This is a genomic window from Gilliamella sp. Pas-s27 (genome assembly GCF_009795865.1).
Taxonomy (GTDB): domain Bacteria; phylum Pseudomonadota; class Gammaproteobacteria; order Enterobacterales; family Orbaceae; genus Gilliamella.
The window spans coordinates 182,392-203,203 of the sequence record NZ_WTEW01000001.1 but is presented as its reverse complement, the minus strand read 5'-3'; the positions used below and the strand labels follow the sequence as shown (position 1 = coordinate 203,203).

At 34.6% G+C, this 20,812-nt stretch carries 17 protein-coding genes, 1 tRNA gene and 1 other RNA gene; 2 read left to right on the top strand and 17 right to left on the bottom strand.

Annotation, left to right across the window (positions count from 1 at the left end; translation table 11 throughout):
• Positions 1–48: 48 nt before the first annotated feature.
• The 15 genes from recB to proQ all read right to left on the bottom strand — a co-directional run bounded on the left by recB (position 49) and on the right by proQ (position 17,286).
• Positions 49–3,525 (bottom strand): exodeoxyribonuclease V subunit beta, encoded by a 3,477-nt coding sequence (gene recB / locus GQ589_RS00915; RefSeq protein WP_160423974.1) that lies wholly within the window; start codon positions 3,523–3,525, stop codon positions 49–51.
• Positions 3,504–3,947, bottom strand: a complete 444-nt coding sequence (gene sixA / locus GQ589_RS00910) for a phosphohistidine phosphatase SixA (RefSeq protein ID WP_202112417.1) — start codon at positions 3,945–3,947, stop codon at positions 3,504–3,506. Before sixA ends, recB begins: the two co-directional genes overlap by 22 nt.
• Before the next feature lie 25 nt (positions 3,948–3,972).
• Positions 3,973–4,269 carry a YfcZ/YiiS family protein gene (locus tag GQ589_RS00905; protein ID WP_160423972.1) on the bottom strand — a complete coding sequence of 99 codons (297 nt, stop codon included), beginning with the start codon at positions 4,267–4,269 and terminating at the stop codon, positions 3,973–3,975.
• A 243-nt stretch (positions 4,270–4,512) separates the two neighbouring features.
• Positions 4,513–6,279 (bottom strand): DEAD/DEAH family ATP-dependent RNA helicase, encoded by a 1,767-nt coding sequence (locus GQ589_RS00900; RefSeq protein ID WP_160400390.1) that lies wholly within the window; start codon positions 6,277–6,279, stop codon positions 4,513–4,515.
• Positions 6,280–6,606: 327 nt separating this feature from the next.
• Entirely contained in the window at positions 6,607–7,467 is an 861-nt protein-coding gene (nlpI, locus tag GQ589_RS00895; protein ID WP_160423970.1) for a lipoprotein NlpI, read from the bottom strand.
• Positions 7,468–7,492: 25 nt separating this feature from the next.
• On the bottom strand, positions 7,493–9,613 hold the full coding sequence (gene pnp, locus GQ589_RS00890) for a polyribonucleotide nucleotidyltransferase (protein WP_160423968.1): 2,121 nt from the start codon (positions 9,611–9,613) through the stop codon (positions 7,493–7,495).
• Positions 9,614–9,921: 308 nt separating this feature from the next.
• On the bottom strand, positions 9,922–10,191 hold the full coding sequence (rpsO, locus tag GQ589_RS00885) for a 30S ribosomal protein S15 (protein WP_085164450.1): 270 nt from the start codon (positions 10,189–10,191) through the stop codon (positions 9,922–9,924).
• A 149-nt stretch (positions 10,192–10,340) separates the two neighbouring features.
• Positions 10,341–11,264: a LysR family transcriptional regulator gene (locus GQ589_RS00880; RefSeq protein ID WP_160423966.1), complete on the bottom strand. Its 924-nt coding sequence runs from the start codon at positions 11,262–11,264 to the stop codon at positions 10,341–10,343.
• A 247-nt stretch (positions 11,265–11,511) separates the two neighbouring features.
• A complete protein-coding gene (locus GQ589_RS00875; protein ID WP_160400386.1) occupies positions 11,512–12,264 on the bottom strand; it encodes a TSUP family transporter in 753 nt (250 codons plus the stop codon).
• Positions 12,261–13,334 carry a chorismate synthase gene (gene aroC, locus GQ589_RS00870; protein WP_160423964.1) on the bottom strand — a complete coding sequence of 358 codons (1,074 nt, stop codon included), beginning with the start codon at positions 13,332–13,334 and terminating at the stop codon, positions 12,261–12,263. Before aroC ends, GQ589_RS00875 begins: the two co-directional genes overlap by 4 nt.
• Before the next feature lie 30 nt (positions 13,335–13,364).
• Complete coding sequence (prmB, locus tag GQ589_RS00865; protein ID WP_160423962.1) at positions 13,365–14,258, bottom strand: 50S ribosomal protein L3 N(5)-glutamine methyltransferase; 894 nt, start codon at positions 14,256–14,258, stop codon at positions 13,365–13,367.
• A 141-nt stretch (positions 14,259–14,399) separates the two neighbouring features.
• A tRNA-Ser gene (locus GQ589_RS00860) sits at positions 14,400–14,487 on the bottom strand.
• A 71-nt stretch (positions 14,488–14,558) separates the two neighbouring features.
• Complete coding sequence (locus tag GQ589_RS12475; RefSeq protein WP_160400383.1) at positions 14,559–14,648, bottom strand: YnhF family membrane protein; 90 nt, start codon at positions 14,646–14,648, stop codon at positions 14,559–14,561.
• A gap of 22 nt (positions 14,649–14,670) precedes the next feature.
• Positions 14,671–16,752 carry a carboxy terminal-processing peptidase gene (prc, locus tag GQ589_RS00850; protein WP_160423960.1) on the bottom strand — a complete coding sequence of 694 codons (2,082 nt, stop codon included), beginning with the start codon at positions 16,750–16,752 and terminating at the stop codon, positions 14,671–14,673.
• A 9-nt stretch (positions 16,753–16,761) separates the two neighbouring features.
• Complete coding sequence (proQ, locus tag GQ589_RS00845) at positions 16,762–17,286, bottom strand: RNA chaperone ProQ (RefSeq protein ID WP_160423958.1); 525 nt, start codon at positions 17,284–17,286, stop codon at positions 16,762–16,764.
• Between the two features lie 407 nt (positions 17,287–17,693).
• Here proQ and bamE point away from each other — a divergent pair, with 407 nt between their 5' ends.
• On the top strand, positions 17,694–18,056 hold the full coding sequence (gene bamE / locus GQ589_RS00840) for an outer membrane protein assembly factor BamE (RefSeq protein WP_160423956.1): 363 nt from the start codon (positions 17,694–17,696) through the stop codon (positions 18,054–18,056).
• Between the two features lie 134 nt (positions 18,057–18,190).
• An RNA gene (gene rnpB / locus GQ589_RS00835) (RNase P RNA component class A) lies at positions 18,191–18,578 on the top strand.
• A gap of 1 nt (position 18,579) precedes the next feature.
• Here rnpB and GQ589_RS00830 read toward each other — a convergent pair.
• Both GQ589_RS00830 and tldD read right to left on the bottom strand, forming a co-directional pair.
• A complete protein-coding gene (locus tag GQ589_RS00830; RefSeq protein WP_160400379.1) occupies positions 18,580–19,275 on the bottom strand; it encodes a DedA family protein in 696 nt (231 codons plus the stop codon).
• Positions 19,276–19,307: 32 nt separating this feature from the next.
• On the bottom strand, positions 19,308–20,765 hold the full coding sequence (gene tldD / locus GQ589_RS00825) for a metalloprotease TldD (protein WP_160423955.1): 1,458 nt from the start codon (positions 20,763–20,765) through the stop codon (positions 19,308–19,310).
• Positions 20,766–20,812 lie beyond the last annotated feature (47 nt).

The following is a 20,812-nucleotide window of genomic DNA, read 5'->3' as shown; positions in this document are numbered from 1 at the left end:
ATTTTTAGTTATTTCATCATGCTTTTTTACATAATAATTTTTTAAAATTTATAGCTCATTTGGCACTTTCCCTTCAAATAACTTGTCAAGATCTTCGATAAATGCTTGTTCTGGTAAATGGTAAAAGACGCCGTGCTCGGGCATGCCACGCAAAAAGAGATAATAAACGCCACCAAAATGAGTTTGATATTGGTAATTTGCTAAACGGCTTTTTAAAAAACGATGTAATGCCAAACAATAAAGTTGATACTGCAAATCATAGCGGTGCTCACACATTACTTTTTCTAGTGATTTTTGGCTATAAGAATCAACGCTATCACCTAACCAATTTGATTTATAATCGACTACATAATATTTACCTTCAAATTCAAAAACCAAATCAATAAATCCTTTTAACATGCCTTGTACGGACTCAAAATCTAACTCAGGGCATAATTTTGATAAGCGATCATATTGTTTACATAAGCTATCTAATTGTTGGCTAGTAACGGTACTTCGTATCGGGAGGTAAAATTGTAATTCGTTAATGCACTGCCCTTTTAATACTTGTGATAACATTAAATTCGGTTCTTGTAATTGTGTTAAAAGTATTCGTTGCATCCATTTTGTTATTACCTCATTCCATACCGAATCTAAATTGAGTTTTTTTATCATTTTGTCAGATAGTTCATCAAGGCTATCTGAGGTGATATTTTCCATCATGCTATGCATTAATGTGCCAACATATGCACCTTTAGGAAAATGGTGAATATCATATAGTAAATCGTTTGCTTGCACGGTATCAGATTCAAGTGTAGCCTCATCCCAATCATTGATAACATCAGAGTTATAATCCAATACACTATGATTATGTTTTTGTAATTCAGTATAGCTTGTAACTCGCCAGCTATTTGAGATCTTACGGGTAAATACGTTAGCCGATAATAATTGGTTTGGTAAAATTGGAGGATCATATTGTTTGCTTTCTATTGGCAATTGTATATCAACTAAATGAGCCATATTGGCAATTGACCTTAATTCACCTTTTAATAAATAGCTTATAGCAGATCGGTTTTTTTTCAAAGGAGCAAGCCCTATACTACAATGATAAACCGAACGAGTCATTGCAACATATAATAGTCGTAAATCTTCAGCAAGGCGTTCATCTTCTATTTGTTGCTTAATTTCATCAGTCAATAACCATGCATAGGTTGGTTGATAATCATTGTTCTTATCATGGTAAAATTGACTGTCAGACTCACGATACATCGAAATAAAGGGTAACCAAACAACAGGAAACTCCAATCCTTTGGATTTATGAATAGTGATAATTTTGACAAGATTTTCATCACTTTCAAGGCGTTGCTGATGGTTTTCTAAATTAGGATCTGGACTAACGATTTGTTTTGTTAGCCAACGAATTAAAGCATGTGGGCTGTCTAATTCATCAGAAGCGTCTTGGAGTAATTCCCCCAAATGCATTAAGTTGGTTAATATTCGCTCTCCATCTTGTCGGACTAATATATTTTCAGCTAAGTGACGTTTTTTCATCATTCGGCGTAGCATCACTAATACACCATAGTATTGCCAAATTGCTTGGTATTGTTTGAATTCTTCGACTAAGCTTTCCCACTTATCTTGATCATCGCTGATTTGTTCAAGCTCGGTCATTGTTTGCCCCAATAGCGAGGTCATTAACGCTAATCTTAGTGTTGTTTCGTTTTCAGGCATTAAAACCGCTTGTAATAAATTCAATACATCTTTTGCCTCAATAGAAGAAAAAACGCTACTATTATTTGATAAATAAACACTTTTAACGCCACAATCTGCCAATTTTTGTTGGATAATTTCAGCTTCCCGCCCTGTACGTACTAAAATTGCAATATCAGCAGTAGTTACTGGGCGTTGTTCACTTTCGTTATCAATGAATAGTGAAGAGTTAGATAACAAAGTCACAATTTGGCTAGCACAATAACGTGCTATGTATTCTTGATAGTCAGCATTCGTGGTAATATCATCTGGCAATAAATAAGCAGTTAATGCAGCAATTTTTTGGTTATTAACTTGTAGAAATTTTTGCTGATTTCGCTTTGCCGCATCCATAGGCAAAAAAGGAATATCATTGAATATAAATGGATTATCATTATTGGCAAATAATTGGTTAACCGATTTGACCATCGAAGCAGATGAACGATGGTTCACATCCATAGTGAAATAATTTTCACCAGTCGATTGTTTAGCTTTTAAATAAGTGAATATATCGGCACCTCGAAAACTATAAATTGCTTGTTTTGGATCACCAATAAATAATAGCCCCCGATCTAACTTTTGCTTGTCATAAATACGGTCAAAAATTTGATACTGAGCAGGATCGGTATCTTGAAATTCGTCAATCAAAGCAACACGATATTTTGAAGCTATACTTTGTGCTAATCGTTCACCTGTTTTTGCTTGTAATGCACGATTGAGTTGCCAAATAAGATCATCAAAACTCATTTCGCCATGTTTGATTTTTTCATTGTAGAGCCCTTGTTGAATTGCCCCAACAATATCCATTAAGATTTGACTACGTAAATTAAATGGCTGTTGATATAAGTTATCAATTTGTTCAAAAACAAAATGATATGGTGCAACCTTTCCTTCTTTTGTTTTTTCAATTAAAACCGATTGCTTAAACTTTTCAAGCTCGATTGGTAATTCAAACGTTAATGTTGGCTTGTTAGCCCATGTAGAGACTTTATTTATCCAAGTGGGCAAGTTTCGACTACTGTAAGATTGTTTATTGACACCTGATTCGGTAATGATTTTAACTAATTCATCAGTCGATGCTAGCCAAGACTGTTTAATATCTTCAATCTTTTTATAATTTTGTTGGTAAAATGACTTAATTGTTGTACTGATATCAGAATTTATTTTGTTATTATCATCAAGATTCAGACTTAAATATGGTTTAATATCTTTCAATAATGCGATTGGATCTCGCCATGTGCTAAGTACTAAATGAGCCAGAGGTTTATCTAATGGAGTAAAATAGTGCCGCCAAAAGTCTTGAGCTACTCGTAATTTTAGTTGATATTCGTCCGAGATTAGCGTTTGTTCAAATAAAACACCTGATTCAAATGCATGGCTAGTCAGTATTCGCTGACAAAAACTATGTATAGTATAAATTGCTGCATCATCCATTGATTGTTGAGCAACAGTAAGCTGTTGCACAGCCCACTTACGATCAACAATTAATTCAATGAGTTTTTGATAAATAGGATCTTTATGCTGTCCTTGTAGTAGTCCTATTCGTAATTCTTGTATGTTTTTTCTTATCCGTGAACGTAGTTCTTGCGTTGCGGCTTTAGTAAAGGTAACCACAAGAATTTCTTTAACTTCTAAAGGCCTTGGATAGCTATTTTGACCAATACCAAGTAATAACCTTAAGTAAATGAAGGCCAGCGAATAAGTTTTACCTGTTCCTGCCGATGCTTCAATTAAAGTTCGACCTGTTAAAGGCAAATCAAAAAGGTTTAGTTTTTTTACTCCACTTGATGAAACCATTCAAACTTTCCTGCAGAGTTGTGCGATAAATTAATACAAGCAATTGCAGCAGTAGGAAACATAGGAGGAGAAACTTGCGGACACAGTTCATTAACTAAATAGCCCACTAATGGCAAATGTGATACCACAATCACATTTTCAACACCATCATTTAACAACATCGTTAACATATCGACAATAGAAGATGGGCTACCGCTTGGCACTAAACATGAATTAGTTTCAACTTTTGCAACACTAACGTGTGATGATAATTCGGTTAATGTTTGTTGAGCACGTATATAAGGGCTTACTAAACCAAAATCAAATCGACAATTTTGCTGTTTAAGCCATATTCCTGCTTGATTTGACTGTTGAATACCATAATGCGTTAACGTGCGACTTGAATCCGATGAAGCAGAAAAGCTAGCTTCACCGTGTCTCATAATACAAACTTTCATCAGTATTTAATTAGCGTAATTTTAATTGAAAAATCATGCATTCAGCACCACAACAAAAAGTAAAATTAACATTTAGCTTAAAAGCATTGTCTACTTTTTCAATTCGGCTTGTAATTTCACATGGTTCAGTTGCAACATCTTCTGCTGCTTTAGTCAATAAGTCTAATTTACTTTGCGCTTCTTGTTCTGTAGCAAAAATATGTTCATATTCCGCGCTACAATCTTCATTATCAATTATTGTACCAACATCCACACAACAACATGCTGCGGTTTCATTTGCTTTACATTTGTTTAAATAATCTGTCATGCTATACCTCGGTTTACCAGTTAATATTTTCAACAGTATACTCTCAATCATAACTGAGGGCAAAATGCTAACACTTTTTATTTCAGTTAATATAATGATGAGATAAAAATTTTAATTCTGAATAGATATAACTTAGATAAAAAATTTTTATATTACTGATTATATAATGCTATTAAATAAAATTAGTAATAATATATAAGAAATGAATAAAAACCTTTGCCATTAGGGCAAAGGTTAATCAAATTAGAATTTAGGAGCAGAAGGACGACCGCGTTTTTTAGCAAATTCTTTATCTGATGAATCAGATTTACCGCCTTTACGGCCTCGTTTTGCTTCAGATTTTGTACCACTAACAAGGCTCATTTTCATTGGTTGATTAAGCACTCTTACTTTTTCAAAATGTTTCAATATGTCTTTTGGCATCCCTTTAGGCAATTCAACAGTAGAATAAGTTTCATAAAGCTTAATATTACCAATATAACGACTACTAATATCTGCTTCATTAGCAATAGCACCAACAATATGGCGAACTTCCACACCGTTTTCTTTACCTATTTCGATACGATACATATCCATATCACCTACATCGCGACGTTCACGACGTTTTGGCATTTCGCGGTTATCGCCTCGCAGGCGTCGTTCACCTCGACGATCGTCACGATCACGTATATCTCTTGATGGCTTAAAGACAGGATCGGGAGGAAGTATAAGTGGGCGTTCACCTTGAGCTAATTTTAATAATGCCGTTGCTAGCGTTTCCATGTCAGTACCACTGCCATTGTGTATTTGTGATAACAAGGTTTGGTATTGATCTAAATCACTACTTTCTAATTGCTTTTGAACTTGCTGAGTAAACTTAGCTAAACGGCGTTTTTCAAGTAATTCTTTTGATGGCAATCCGACTTCTGGAATTGGTTTTTTAATAGTATGTTCAATGTTTTTAAGCAAACGACGTTCACGGCTATCAACAAATAAAATAGCACGACCAGCTCGACCAGCTCGACCTGTACGACCAATACGGTGAACATAAGATTCAGAATCCAATGTAATGTCATAGTTAATTACTAAGCTAATACGTTCAACATCTAAACCTCGAGCAGCAACATCTGTTGCAATTAAAATATCTAAACGACCATTACGTAAGCGATCTAATGTTTGTTCACGCAACTGTTGTGTCATATCTCCATTTAATGCAGCACAACTATAGCCATGTTTTTCAAGCACTTCTGCCACATCTAAAGTGGCTGATTTTGTTCGAACAAAAATAATAGCAGCATCAAAATCTTCTGCTTCTAAAAAGCGAACAATCGCTTCGTTTTTACGCATACCACGAACAAGCCAATAACTTTGGTCAATATCAGGTGCTGTTTGATTGGTACCTTTAATTTGAACTTCTTTGGGATTATGCATAAACCGTTTAGTAATACGACGAATAGGAGCAGGCATCGTTGCCGAAAATAACGCTGTTTGGTGATTTTCAGGAATGGTTGCCATGATGCTTTCAACATCATCAATAAAGCCCATTCTTAGCATTTCATCGGCCTCATCAAGAACTAAACCTTTAAGACTTGAAAGATCTAATGTTTTGCGATTAAGATGATCTAATAAACGACCAGGTGTACCAACGACAATCTGTGGACCTTGTTTTAACGCACGTAATTGAACGTCATAGCGTTGACCACCATATAGAGCAAGTACTTTTATCCCTTTCATATATTTTGAATATTCAGAGCAAGCATCTGCAACTTGTATAGCCAATTCACGCGTTGGTGCTAGGACTAAAAGTTGTGGGGCTTTTAAATTTGCATCAATATTCATTAAAAAAGGAATTGAGAATGCAGCAGTTTTTCCACTACCTGTCTGTGCCATTCCCAATACATCGTTACCCTCTAATAATAAAGGAATACACTCAGATTGGATTGGTGATGGTTTGCTAAAACCAAGATCATTTAATGCGTTAAGGATATCCTCGGATAAACCAAGGTCAATAAAAGAAACTTCTGTTGTCATGTAAACTCGCTTATAAATTTTGAATATATAAACTTGTTTATTTAGTTAACAAAAAAATTGATGGTTATTAACTAACACTCAATTTTGTATTTCTTATTTTTGTTAAACCAAATAAAAAAGCAGATATAAATTTATGCCAGCTCACTAAATTGAAAATTTACAACTCACCCCAATAACTAACTGCCAATATCAACTCAACAAGTATTCAATATACATAATAAATAAACTTAAAGTTAATTACATTATTCAATGTTGAGAATATATTATTTGGCAAATCAGAACTCCGCTATAACAATATTTTCACTTTTAAAACTGGCATGACCCATGTTACTTTTCTTTTTCTTCAAGTAACTTTATTTCATAGAGTGCCTGTTGATGTTCAACATAGTTATAAATATTATTGGCTAAAGCATATTTAAATAACATTTTGGCACGTTCGTTATCACCTTTACTTTGATAATATTTACCTAAGTAAAAGTAGGCTTCACAAAGGCGTTCAGCTAATTGACGATTATTCTCGACACCTTGTTGAAGGTTCTGCATTAATTTAGACTCACTTATTTTGCCTAAATAGAATGCAATAATATTGCCACTATAAATCGTTTTATCATTAATCAGATCATAACGTTGTTGTAGCTCATTTTGGGCAACTTTATCATTAGTTTCCTTTTCAATCAGATAAAGCCATAAAATTCTGATGGGTTCATTCACATCATATTGATAAAACTGTAATGCATCACGCTTTGCTGCTTGATAATGCCCTGTACGATATAACGTAATGGCACGATTTAAGTAAGCATAAGCATAAGATGGATCAAGCTCTAATGCAGTATTAAACGACGTTAAAGCTTCGTCAAAGTTACCATCTCTTAACGCATAAGTACCAAGAAAATTATAAATATCAGGAATTTCAGGGTTAAAACCTAACAAATACGAAAAATCACTTTGCGCAAAAGCTTTAAACCCCAATGAATCATAAACAATACCACGTTCAAATATGAGCTGCATCCGCGTTACAGTATCAAGATCTTTTTGTGATAATTGCTGACTGAGCTGAGCAATTTTTAACTCATCATCATATGAAACTTGCTCAGGAACAGCCAATAAATACTGAGAATTAGAACAACCTGACAACAGAGCAACAGTTAGCAAAAAGCAGCATACAGTTCTCAGGTTGAATAATTTCATTTTTATCCCCTAGTGAATAATATTTTTATTCTGCGTTTGGTTCTGTTTCTAATGCCGATGTTGACTCAACAGCATCTTTCATACTCAAACGAATTCTACCTTGGCGGTCAATTTCGAGTACTTTAACATTCACTTCTTGGCCTACTTTTAGATAATCAGCCACTTTCTCAACTCGATGATCCGCAATTTGAGACACATGAACAAGTCCTTCTTTACCACCAATAACCGATACAAAAGCACCAAAATCAACGATTCTTGTTACTTTACCTGTATAAATTTTACCAATTTCGACGTCAGCAACTAAGTTAGTAATACGCGCCATAGCATCTTTAGCTTTATTACCATCCGAGGCTGCAATCTTAACGGTACCATCATCAGTAATTTCAATGGTTGTTCCTGTTTCTTCGGTTAAAGCCCGAATTGTTGCGCCACCTTTACCTATAATATCGCGAATTTTGTCAGGATTTACATTCATTGTATAAATACGTGGTGCAAATTCTGAAATCTCTTGGCGAGGCTTATTAATTGCTTGTTCCATTACACCTAAAATATGTAAACGTGCCCCTTTTGCTTGGTTAAGTGCTACTTGCATAATTTCTTTATTGATACCTTCAATTTTGATATCCATTTGTAATGCACTAACACCTTCACGCGTACCGGCCACTTTAAAGTCCATATCACCAAGGTGATCTTCGTCACCAAGAATATCAGATAGTACTACAAACTGCTCACCTTCTTTTACCAGTCCCATTGCAATACCTGCAACCGATGATTTAATTGGCACACCGGCATCCATAAGCGCAAGTGAAGCACCGCATACAGAAGCCATTGAAGATGAACCATTTGACTCGGTAATTTCAGATACTACTCGAACTGTATATGGGAACTCTTCACGGCTAGGCATTACTGCTGCAACACCACGTTTAGCTAAGCGACCATGACCAATTTCACGACGTTTTGGTGAACCAACCATACCTGTTTCGCCAACAGAATATGGAGGAAAGTTGTAATGAAGTAAAAAACGCTCAGTGTATTCACCTGTTAACTCATCGATGATTTGTGCGTCTCGTTCTGTACCTAATGTCGCTGTAACTAGTGCTTGAGTTTCACCTCGCGTAAACAATGCACTACCATGTGTTCTTGGTAAAACATTAGTGCGAATATCAAGTGCTCGAATCATATCTTTTTCACGACCATCAATTCGTGGTTCACCGGCAATAACACGCTGACGAACGATTTGGCTTTCTAAATCAACGATAATATTAATAATTTCGTTTTCATCAAGCTCTTCGTTTTGTTCTTTTAATACGGTTAATACATCTTCTTTGATTAAATCAATTTGAGCATAGCGAGCTTGTTTTTCAGTAATGCGATAAGCTTCACCTAGTCGATCTTTAGCTAGTTCTACAATAGCATTGTATAATGTTTCGTTTTTAGCTGGTGCTACCCAATCCCATTTTTCACAATTAGCTTTTTCTACAAATTCATTGATGTTATCAATAACAACTTGTTGTTGTTCATGACCAAATACTACTGCGGCCAACATTTGTTCTTCGGTAAGTAAATCAGCTTCAGATTCCACCATTAATACTGCACTTTTAGTTCCGGCAACGACTAAATCTAAACGGCTCGTTGCTAGCTCTTTAACTGATGGATTTAGTACAAATTCATCATTAATAAAACCAACACGTGCAGCACCGATAGGCCCATGGAATGGCACACCCGATAAACAAAGTGCAGCAGAAGCACCAATCATTGCGACTAAGTCAGGGCTAACTTCAGGATTAACAGAAACAACAGTTGCAATAATTTGGATTTCATTAACAAATCCTTCTGGGAACAATGGACGAAGTGGACGGTCAATTAGACGTGCTATTAAAGTTTCGCCTTCACTTGGGCGCCCCTCACGCTTAAAAAAACCTCCAGGAATACGACCTGCAGCATAGGTACGTTCTTGGTAGTTAACCGTTAATGGGAAGAAGTCTTGACCTTCTTTTACTTTTTTATTAGCAACGACCGTGACAAACACAGCAGTATCGTCCATATTAACCATAACAGCGGCTGTTGCTTGACGAGCCATAATACCAGTTTCTAAAGTCACGGTATGACGACCATATTGAAATTTTTGACATGTCGGATTAAACAAAATAGTGTCCTCTTGTTATTTGTTATGTTGAAGTTTGATATTTCGACAGGACGCAGCATTACGCTACGCTTATTGATACTCTCTTCAACTATGTGGGGATATATACAACAATAAAGATTATTTCACTGTCACGACTAATGACAAATCTATAAATTATAGAGCTCTCATTAGTCGCGCGAAACATGAGATATAATCTTTACTTTGTTGGCTTACATAAAATAATAATTTTTACCGCTCAATATTATATCAGAGCAGCGATTTTTCACAACGAAAAAGAGGCCTAAGCCTCTTTTCAAGTAGATTGTCAATTAGCGACGTAAACCTAGTTTTTTAATCAATTGGTTATAACGTTCAATATCTTTACGACGTAAATAATCTAATAATTTACGACGGCTAGACACCATACGTAATAGACCACGACGGCTGTGATGATCTTTTTTATGCTCAGAAAAATGACCTTGTAAATCATTAATACGTGCAGTTAAAAGAGCAACTTGAACCTCTGTTGAACCAGTGTCATTAGTGCCACGACCATATTCGGCAACGATTTTCGCTTTAGTTTCTACAGTTAGAGACATAATAAACCTCTTAAAATAAATATAAAAAATGGAATGACCGATCTCTAATTCAGACATTCCTCGGTATCCATATAGTGAATATATGAGTTACGCAATTATACTGAAATTTATAAAAATAGCAATTTGATTTATTTAGTTAGCAGCAGTATTTACTTAAGCTCGAAACCATACTCTTCTTGAATTAGTTTTTTTAGCGCCTCAATATAATTTTGAGCTGATAAGCTTAGTTGAGCCTTTTGTGATGTGATCCAGCCAATTAGGATTTTTTCTTCTACATCTAGCGGTATTGATAAAATATCAGATCCGTTTAAGTCAGCACTTAAAACCCCTGTGCTAATGGTATAACCATTAAGTCCATGCAATAGGTTAAATAAAGTTGCTCTATCACTTACGTGTATACTCTTTCTATGATAAACCGTACTTAAAATTTCTTCGGAAAAATAAAATGAGTTATATTCACCCTGTTCAAAAGAGAGATAAGGATAATCTTCTAAATCATCTAAAGTTAATAACTTCATCGAAGCTAATGGATGATGTGTACTAATAAATACATGAGGATCCGCTTCAAAAAGAGGATTAAAGGTTAGTCGATGTTCTTTCAATAACCGTAAGATCACCTTCTGATTAAAGTCATTCAAATATAAAATACCAACTTCACTACGTAAATTCGCAACATCAATGATAATATCATGTGTTTTTGTTTCTCTGAGCGTAAACTCATACTCATCAGTTTGATTTTTTTTGATTAAATTAACAAAAGCATTAACCGCAAAAGCGTAATGTTGAGTAGATATACTGCATAACTGTTTAGAAGGTTCTTTTTTGGAGTAATGTTGTTCCAATAGCTCAGCCTGATCTAAAACTTGTTTGGCATAACCTAAAAACTCAACACCATCAATCGAAAGTGAGACCCCTTTAGAACTACGCACAAAAATCTCAATACCAAATTCTGTTTCTAAATCTTTCACCGCCGTTGATAAACTAGGTTGAGTAATATATAAATTCTTAGCTGCTTCATTAATTGAACCAGAGCGTGCAATTTCTAAAATATAGCGTAACTGTTGAAGTTTCATAATATTGGTTGATGTGTGAACACAAACTACCTTACATAACACAAATATATACTAAATAATATTTAAGTGAAGTAAATACTTGTTTCTATTTTATACTCAAGCATATGCTTTCCTAAAAACTTTTTGAAAAATTTTTTTGATGCAAATGAATTATGAAAGGTAAAAGTGAGAAAAAGTAGAATTGATAATAAAATTACTTTAGATATTCTAGATAGCGCAAAACATGAACTATTTAGCTTATAAGTAATTAAAAAAAGTTTTCGTAAATTAATTTTATACTCATAAGAGTCGAAACTGTAATTAACATTGGTCGGATTAATTTACGACCTTTAGCTATAACCATTTTAGCTCCAAGTCTTGCCCCCATAAATTGACCAACTAACATAACCAATCCAATTGACCATATCACTTCCCCACCCATAATGAAAAATAGTAAACCAGCTAAATTTGAGGTGAAGTTTAACACTTTGGTATGCGCAGTCGCTTTAGTTAAATTAAAGCCGGCTAACATAATATAAGCTAACGCATAAAATGAACCTGCACCAGGGCCAAAAAAGCCATCATAAAAACCAACACCAAAAGCAGGAATTAGTGCAAATTGAATAAGTGAAAGACGGCTTTTACGGTCGTTTTCGCCGATTGTGGGAGAAAGCAAAAAATATAATCCCACACTGATAGTTAAAATCGGTAATAATAATTTTAAAAACTCAGTTTGGATATGCATCACGGACAATGTGCCAATTGCAGAGCCAACAAAAGCAAAAACAATTGCCCATTTTTGTTGTTTCAAATTCACCATCTGTTGACGAATAAAATATAAACTAGCAGAAAACGAACCACCACAACTTTGTAATTTATTGGTTGCTAACGCGCTAGCTGGAGGTAGACCAACAGCAAGTAATGCAGGTACAGTCAACAAACCACCTCCACCAGCAATAGAGTCAATAAAGCCGGCTAAAGACGCAATTAAAAAAAGTAATATAAGCAGATCATAACTCATAGTTTATTTACATCACTACATTGAGCTCGATAACGAAGGTATTGATCCATCAGTACAATAGCAACCATTGCCTCTGCAATAGGTACTGCTCGAATACCAACACATGGGTCATGTCGTCCATGTGTAGATACTTCAACGCTTTCACCTAAAACGTTAATCGATTGACCTGGGATTTCTATGCTTGGTGTTGGCTTTAAAGCAATACTGGCTAATATGGTTTGTCCTGAACTAATACCACCTAAAATACCGCCGGCATGATTAGATAAAAAACCCTTAGGCGTTATTTCATCACGATTTTCACTACCACGTTTATTTACAACATCAAAACCATCACCAATTTCAACGCCTTTTACGGCATTAATGCTCATTAATGCATGCGCAAGTTCAGCATCAAGTTTATCAAATACGGGGTCGCCAAGTCCTACAGGAATATTTTCAGCAATAATACAAACTTTTGCTCCAATTGAGTCACCCTCTTTTTTTAGTGTACGAAGCAACTGTTCAAGTTCATCTAGTTTACTCTCATCAGCACAGAAAAATGGATTGCGTTCAACCTGTTGCCAGTCTTTCAACTCACACTTTACATCCCCCATCTGAGCTAAATAACCACGAATAGTAATGCCTAGCTTTTCTTGTAAATATTTTTTAGCAATAGCACCAGCAGCTACTCGCATAGCTGTTTCACGAGCAGAAGATCGACCACCACCGCGATAATCTCGTATGCCATATTTATTTTGATAAGTATAATCAGCATGGCTTGGTCTAAAGATATCTTTAATTTTACTATAATCTTGAGAACGCTGATCAGTATTTTCAATAAGTAAACCAATGCTCGTTCCCGTTGTAACACCTTCAAATACGCCAGATAAAATTTTAACTTGATCTGCTTCTCGGCGTTGAGTGGTATAACGAGATGAACCAGGCCGACGGCGATCTAGATCGTATTGCATATCTGATTCTGTTAACCCAAGCCCTGGTGGAACCCCATCGACTACACACCCTAATGCTATACCGTGCGATTCACCAAATGTGGTTACTTTGAATAATTTTCCGATTGAGTTTCCGGCCATAATAAATTTATTCCAATGATTAAAAATAACTTAATTAAAACAGTAATGATATTGAATCAGTTCTTCACGTGTGATAGAAAATACGCCCAATCCACCACGTTCAAATTCTATCCAATTAAAAGGAACATCAGGATATTGTTGTTGTAAGCTAACCCAACTATTACCGACTTCACAAACTAATATACCTGCTGGTGTTAAATAATCTATCGCATCTCGTAAAATTTTTTTTACAAGATCTAAACCATCAAAGCCCGCCTCTAATGCTAATTTAGGTTCATATAAAAACTCATCTGGTAAATCACTCATATCTTCACTATCAACATAAGGTGGATTAGAGACAATAAGATCATATTGTTTTTCAGGTACATCATCAAATAAATTTGACAAGATAGGAGTAACCTGAAAATCCATTTCGTGCACCTCAATATTTGTTTGGGCTATATCTAATGCTTCTAATGAAATATCAGTTATGTCAACTTGAGCATCAGCAAACTCATAAGCACAAGCAATACCTATACAACCACTACCAGTACATAGATCTAAAATATTTTTAGGCTCTGTTAATATTATCTGCTCAAAATGGTTATCAATTAGCTCACCGATAGGCGAACGGGGAATTAATACACGCTCATCAACATAAAAAGCATGTCCACAAAACCAAGCTTGGTTAGTTAAATAAGGTGTTGGTACACGATCGTTAACCCGTTTCTGTATAATATCAACAAGTTGATTTTTTTCATCATTAGTTAAATTTGCAGAGTAAAATTCTTCAGGAATAAACAACGATAGTCCTAACGTAGCTAAAATTAATTGTTTAGCTTCATCAATAGGATTATCTGTACCATGGCCTAAAAAGACATTTGATAGACTAAGTTGCGATGCAGTCCAGCGTATAAAGTCTTGAACTGTGCGTAAGTTTTCCATAATGGCTCCAAACGATTAAGGAGAGGGAGGTATTGTTGATCATTGATAACGACTCTAAAAATTGTAAACTATTAAAGTAATCTAGTTAGCTAGTCTTATAGTGATATAAACTTGATAGCTCTATCTTTCAACAACCAAATATGGCGGTGAGGAAGGGATTCGAACCCTTGATACGTTGCCGTATACACACTTTCCAGGCGTGCTCCTTCAACCACTCGGACACCTCACCTAATTATTAGAGCCTGCTTTGTTAAGCAGGCTGCATACTATAATAATCACAAGGTAATTAATCAAGCTTTTTTAATGCATACAAACAATAATACCAAATATGGCTAAAATAGCTAGTATACCAACGGTTGTGAGCAATGCATATTTTAAATTCGAACACATGTTATTATCTCCAATTATTTTTTTATTGATTAGCTTTTTCGATTGGCGAATCGAACGAAATAATTTCACTAATAGGCTTATTGCTTTCAATTTTTGGGTAATTAGGAGCAAAATCTAGGAGTATCTCAATTGATTCATCTAAGTAAGCATCAGGTTGTTTGTAATCTTTAGGTAAATCATCTAATTTGGTAATTGATGGTAAGCCTGCTTTCTTTAAACGTTCATTCATTCTTGTTAAATCACGTTCTTCATTAGTTTTTTGTTCTAATTCTCGTTTTTTCTTATTAAGAGAGATAACATATTGATGATCTTTTCTATCATTAAACCTTTTAATATCTTCATCAATATAGATAAACTCAGAATTTTTTGAAATTCTAGCCAAATGTTGTGATTCTAAATAAGGTAGTAATGGCTTAATGTTGGCAAGAGTTAAATAGTCAGCTGAAGGAATTTTGTCCCAAGGTAATGCATTGTCTAAGAATCGTTCACCTGTCTCATCAACATATTTCACTTTATTCATTTCAATGTCGGGGTCAACTCCTTTTAACTGTGTACTACCTCCGTTGATACGATAAAATTTCTGTATAGTGTACTGAGCACCACCTAGTTCAGGCCAATTTGGGTGTAATCTTGCATCAACCGGATAAGAAATATTACGAGATGTTTGTACAGTTCCTTTACCATAAGTCGTCTCACCAACAATTAGTGCACGACCATAATCTTGCATAGCTGCAGAAAATATTTCTGATGCTGAAGCGCTGTAACGATTAATCATAACAACGAGAGGTCCAGTATATTCGATACCTTTATTTCGGTCGTTATATGTAATAACCTTTTGTAAATTATCACGAACCTGAACAACAGGTCCACTGTCAATAAATAAACCAGTTAAAGCAATAACCTCGACTAAGGAACCACCGCCATTATCTCTTAAATCAATAACTAAACCTTGCAAATTTTCTTTATTTGCTTTCTGTAAAAGAGTTTCAACTTTTTCGGTTAGTCCCATATAAAAGCTTGGTATTTCAATGACCCCTACTCTACCACGTTGATTATCAAAAATTTTTAATTTCGCTTCACGATCTTCAAAATGAATTTTATCACGAGTAAGTTCAATAACTTTCGTCTTACTATTATTACCCGCGGGTAAAATTTCTAATTTCACAACAGTGCCTTTGGGACCACGTATTTTATCGACAATATCATCTAAACGCCAACCAATAACATCTTCAATTGCCGACTCTTTTTGACCTACACCAATAATTTTGTCTCCGATGCTAAGTAGCTTACTTTTTTCAGCCGGTCCTCCCGTTACAAAAGACATAATTGTAGTATAATCATCCTGCTGACTTAATGTTGCACCAATCCCTTCAAATGATAAACTCATTTCAGAATCAAAATCTCGTTTTTTGCGCGGTGCCAAATAGCTAGTGTGGGGATCGATCTCTCTTGCAAATGCATTCATAAATACTTGAAAAGCATCTTCATTATTTGATTGTATTATCGTTTTTAGAACACGATTGTAACGTTTAGTTAATACTTCACGGATCTGTTTTTCATCTTTCCCTGATAAGGATAAACTTAACTCATCATATTTAACTCGTTTATCCCAATAGGCATTGAGTTCCGTTTCAGAAGTCGGCCATGCAATTTCTTCACGATTGAAATCAACTTCATCATTCGTAGAAAAATCCATACGTCGTTGTAAAACGTCAAGAGCATATTGATAACGATTATAACGTTTTACTAAAAAACGATTATATATGTCATAAGCCGTATTTAAATTACCATTAACTAATTCCTGACCTAATGACTCTTGTCGATCTCGAAAACTATCAACATCACTTTGAATAAATATGGATTTATTTCCATCTAATAATTTGAAATAACGATCAAAAATTTGAGCAGAAAAGGCGCCATCTAAAGCAAAATTACGATAATGTGATTGAGTAAAAAAATTAGTCACACGTTTGGCTACAACTTGATGGATTTCATCTTGCTTTAAAACGGGAATTTGTTCTTTAGTATTCGATTTTGCCTGAATATTTTGACTAATAATACCCAAAATAAGACCAAGTGTAATACCTTTCAGTAATTTATTCATTCAAATTCTCTACTTATTGATAATATGTTCAGGTTTAACCGTTAACTCCATACCCACACCAACCTTTACTTTAATATGCTCTTTTTCAATATTAATGATTTGCACTTTTATAGGTTTATTACCTACAATAACTTTAACAAAATCACCAATTTTTAGAGTAGTAATTTTACGGCTTTCTTTTGCACGTTCTTTAAACCGCATTTTAGCCTTTTCTTTACTCTCTTTTAATTGTTGTTGAGCATGCTCCATTTGTTCTTGATTGATAATTTCATGAGGATTGCCATCTAAATCAACACGACTATATCCTTCTTTTATACTGTGCAAATAGCGCCAACTCATTGTGTATGCACGCAATGCAGCACGAAGTTTAGTTTTACTAAGTACTTCACTATTGTCCAGACGAGAAATGATATCTTGAAAAATTCCAATTTTTAATGGCTTAGCCTCACCTTCAACGGTAAAGCAATTTGGGTATTGTTGAGCTAAATAAGCAATAATTTCTTTACTATTTGTTAATTTAAACTGATTTTCCATTGACTATCCCATAACAACTAAATTCACTAAAATTAAAGTATATCGTAGCTTATATAATAACACTAATTATCTTTTTTTTGTTTATTAAAAACAGTATAAAATTTTGAATGATATTATAAAAATATCTTATCTTCGCATCTTAGGTTAAATAATTTGATAATTTTATATAATAATACAAAAACATAGCATAGATTCTTATAACTAAGAAAAATTAAAAAATGAAATAGAAGTAAAATTTAATAGCTAATATAAATGATACAATATTGTAAAATAAAAAATTAAGGAATAACATTGATGTAATAATTTTTCCAGTTCCTTTTTCGCCGCCACCATATTAAACGTTATCAAACATATGTTATTATCAATTCTCATTTCATATAACCTATAATGCAACAGGCAATCATATAATGAAAAATATAAAAAATTTTCTTATTTTAATATGTTTTATAACCACATTATCGGCGTGCACACAAAAAAATTTTATTGAAAAAGGCACGCCTCTTAGTAACGAAAAAGTAAGTAAAATTGTTGAAGGGTCATCAACAGAATCCCAAATTTTATCTATATTTGGCGAACCTACAAATAAAACAGTTATTAATAGTAACGAAACTCAATGGACATATCAGTATACAAAAAAGAGTTCAACCAGCTATATGTTAATTGGTGAAACACAATATAATATTTTTGAAGGAAAACTCGATATTATCATATCTAAAGGCGTAGTAACCTGGTTTAATTATGACGAAAATCAAAAGCAGAAAAAATGGTGATTAAATTAAAGCCCTTTTTATAGTACATCTTGATGATGTACTATCCATTTACTATTTTATTTTTATTCACTTCTATTTCTTAGTAAACACATAATTATAGACAAAATTGCACTTTAGGTTATATACTTGTCGACGAAATTAACCAGACAATCGCTGCTTTATTGCTGTCCTTTATTAAAAGTGACAAATAAGGGGGAGGAAAGTCCGGGCTCCATAGGGCAGAGTGCCAGGTAACGCCTGGGGAGTTTTGGTGAGAACCAAAATTCACGACTAGTGCAACAGAGAGCAAACCGCCGATGGCTTATTTATAAGATCAGGTAAGGGTGAAAGGGTGTGGTAAGAGCACACCGCACAATTGGTAACAGTTGTGGCACGGTAAACTCCACTCGGAGCAAGGTCAAATAGGGATTCGTTGGCGTGGCCCGCGTTGAATCCGGGTAGACTGCTTGAGCTGATGCGTGAGTATTAGCCTAGAGGAATGATTGTCCACGACAGAACCCGGCTTATCGGTTAATTTCACTTTCTACTTCTTTTTATTATTTGATGTAGATTTAGATTGTTTTTTATTGCTTAATGAACGTTTAACAGCAAGGAAAACTGAAAATATCAATCCTAACACCAATAAAAAGACAGGTATTAACATTAGTAGAGACATAATTTGCTTTTCATATTCTTTAAAAATTGGTGATAATCCAAACAAATAACCTAATGTTACAATCAAAAAAATCCATAATGTTGCGCTGATCAAATTATAGATATGGAATTTTCGACTATGTAATCCAGATAATCCCGCCATCATTGGTAATAACGTACGTACGAAAGCAATGAATCGCCCAATAAATAGCGCTTGTAATCCGTACTTATGGAATAATACTTCAGATTTATGATGATATTTTTCAGGTATATGCGCCATCCAACCTTGAACAAGCTTAGTATTACCAAGCCACAACCCTTGAGCATAACCTAGCCAAGTACCTAAAGCTGCACCAGCGATTAAAATAAAATTGATTAAACCAAAATGAAAAACATTTTGGCTAATTAATACCCCTGTTAAAAATAACAGACTGTCTCCAGGTAAAAAAGCTGCTGGTAAAACCCCATTTTCTAAAAGAATAATAGTAAACAACATTCCATATAATACCCATAAGACATTAGGATTTGAAAGAGTTGCAATATCCATGCTAACAAAAGCATGATAAAGTGTAATTATTGTTTCCATCTAGTTTAAATATCCCATTAATGTTATTGTTATTAGTGGTTAATGGTACCACCAACAGTTAAACTATCTACCTTTAAAGTAGGTTGCCCAACTCCAACAGGCACACTCTGCCCTGCTTTACCACACACACCTACACCAGGGTCTAATACTAGATCATTACCTACCATAGATATTTGCTGCATCGTTTCAATGCCAGAACCGATTAACGTCGCACCTTTAATTGGTGTTGTTATTTTACCTTTTTTAATCAAGTAAGCCTCTGAAGTTGAAAACACAAACTTACCGGAAGTGATATCTACTTGTCCTCCTGAAAAATTAGGAGCATAAAGACCATAATCAACACTACTAATAATATCATCAAAGGAAGAGCTTCCCGCCAACATATAGGTATTAGTCATTCTAGGCATAGGTAAGCAAGCATATCCTTCGCGGCGACCATTACCCGTTGAATACGTATTCATCAATTTTGCGTTGAGTTTATCAAACATATAGCTTTTTAAAATACCATTTTCAATAAGCACTGTTTTTTGGCATGGTGTACCTTCGTCATCAATAGATAGTGATCCTCGACGATTTTTAATTGTGCCATCATCAACAATAGTACAAACTTCTGAAGTGACTTTTTCACCAACTTTACCTGAAAAAACTGAGCTATTTTTACGGTTAAAATCGCCTTCTAAGCCATGTCCTACAGCTTCATGTAACAATACACCAGGCCAACCAGAACCTAAAACAACGGGCATTGTTCCTGCTGGTGCGTCTTTAGCTGAAAGAGAAATAAGAGCTTGTCGCACGGCTTCTCGTACGTAACTATCAGCATAACTCTCTGATGTTTTCGGGTTGATTGTTGAGAAATATTCATACCCAAATCGCCCACCACCACCATTACTGCCACGTTCACGTTTACCATCTTTTTCAACTAAAACTGAAATGGATAGACGAACCAAAGGACGAATATCAGCACATAAAGTACCGTCCGTTGCTACTATTAAAATATCTTCATAACTTCCTGTTAAACTAGCTGAAACTTCAACAACTCTAGGATCGATGGATCGAGCTAATTGATCAACTTGCCACAATAAAGCAATTTTTTGTTCTTGAGAAAACAAATTGATCGGATTTATTGATGGGTATATTGGTGCCATTTGAACTGATTTAAATGAAGTTACTTTGATAGGGATTTGTGTTTTTGTTATTGAATTTGCTGCTAATATACTTTGCTCTAACCTCACTAATGAAAGTTGATCAGTATAAGCAAACCCCGTTTTTTCACCAACAACAGCCCTAACCCCAACACCTTGGTCTCGGTGAAATGAGGCATTTTTTATAATACCATCTTCGAGTAACCAATTTTCATAATAACCAGATAAAAAATACAAATCACCAAAATCAATTTTCCTTGAACTCAGCATATCAAGTAAATGTAAAAGATCTTGTTGGCTTAGATTGTTTGAATTGAGTAGTCGTTCACTCACTTGAGCTAGTATCATAAATTCCTTAAATTCTAATTGTAGATAAAAGATATTTTATAAAATAT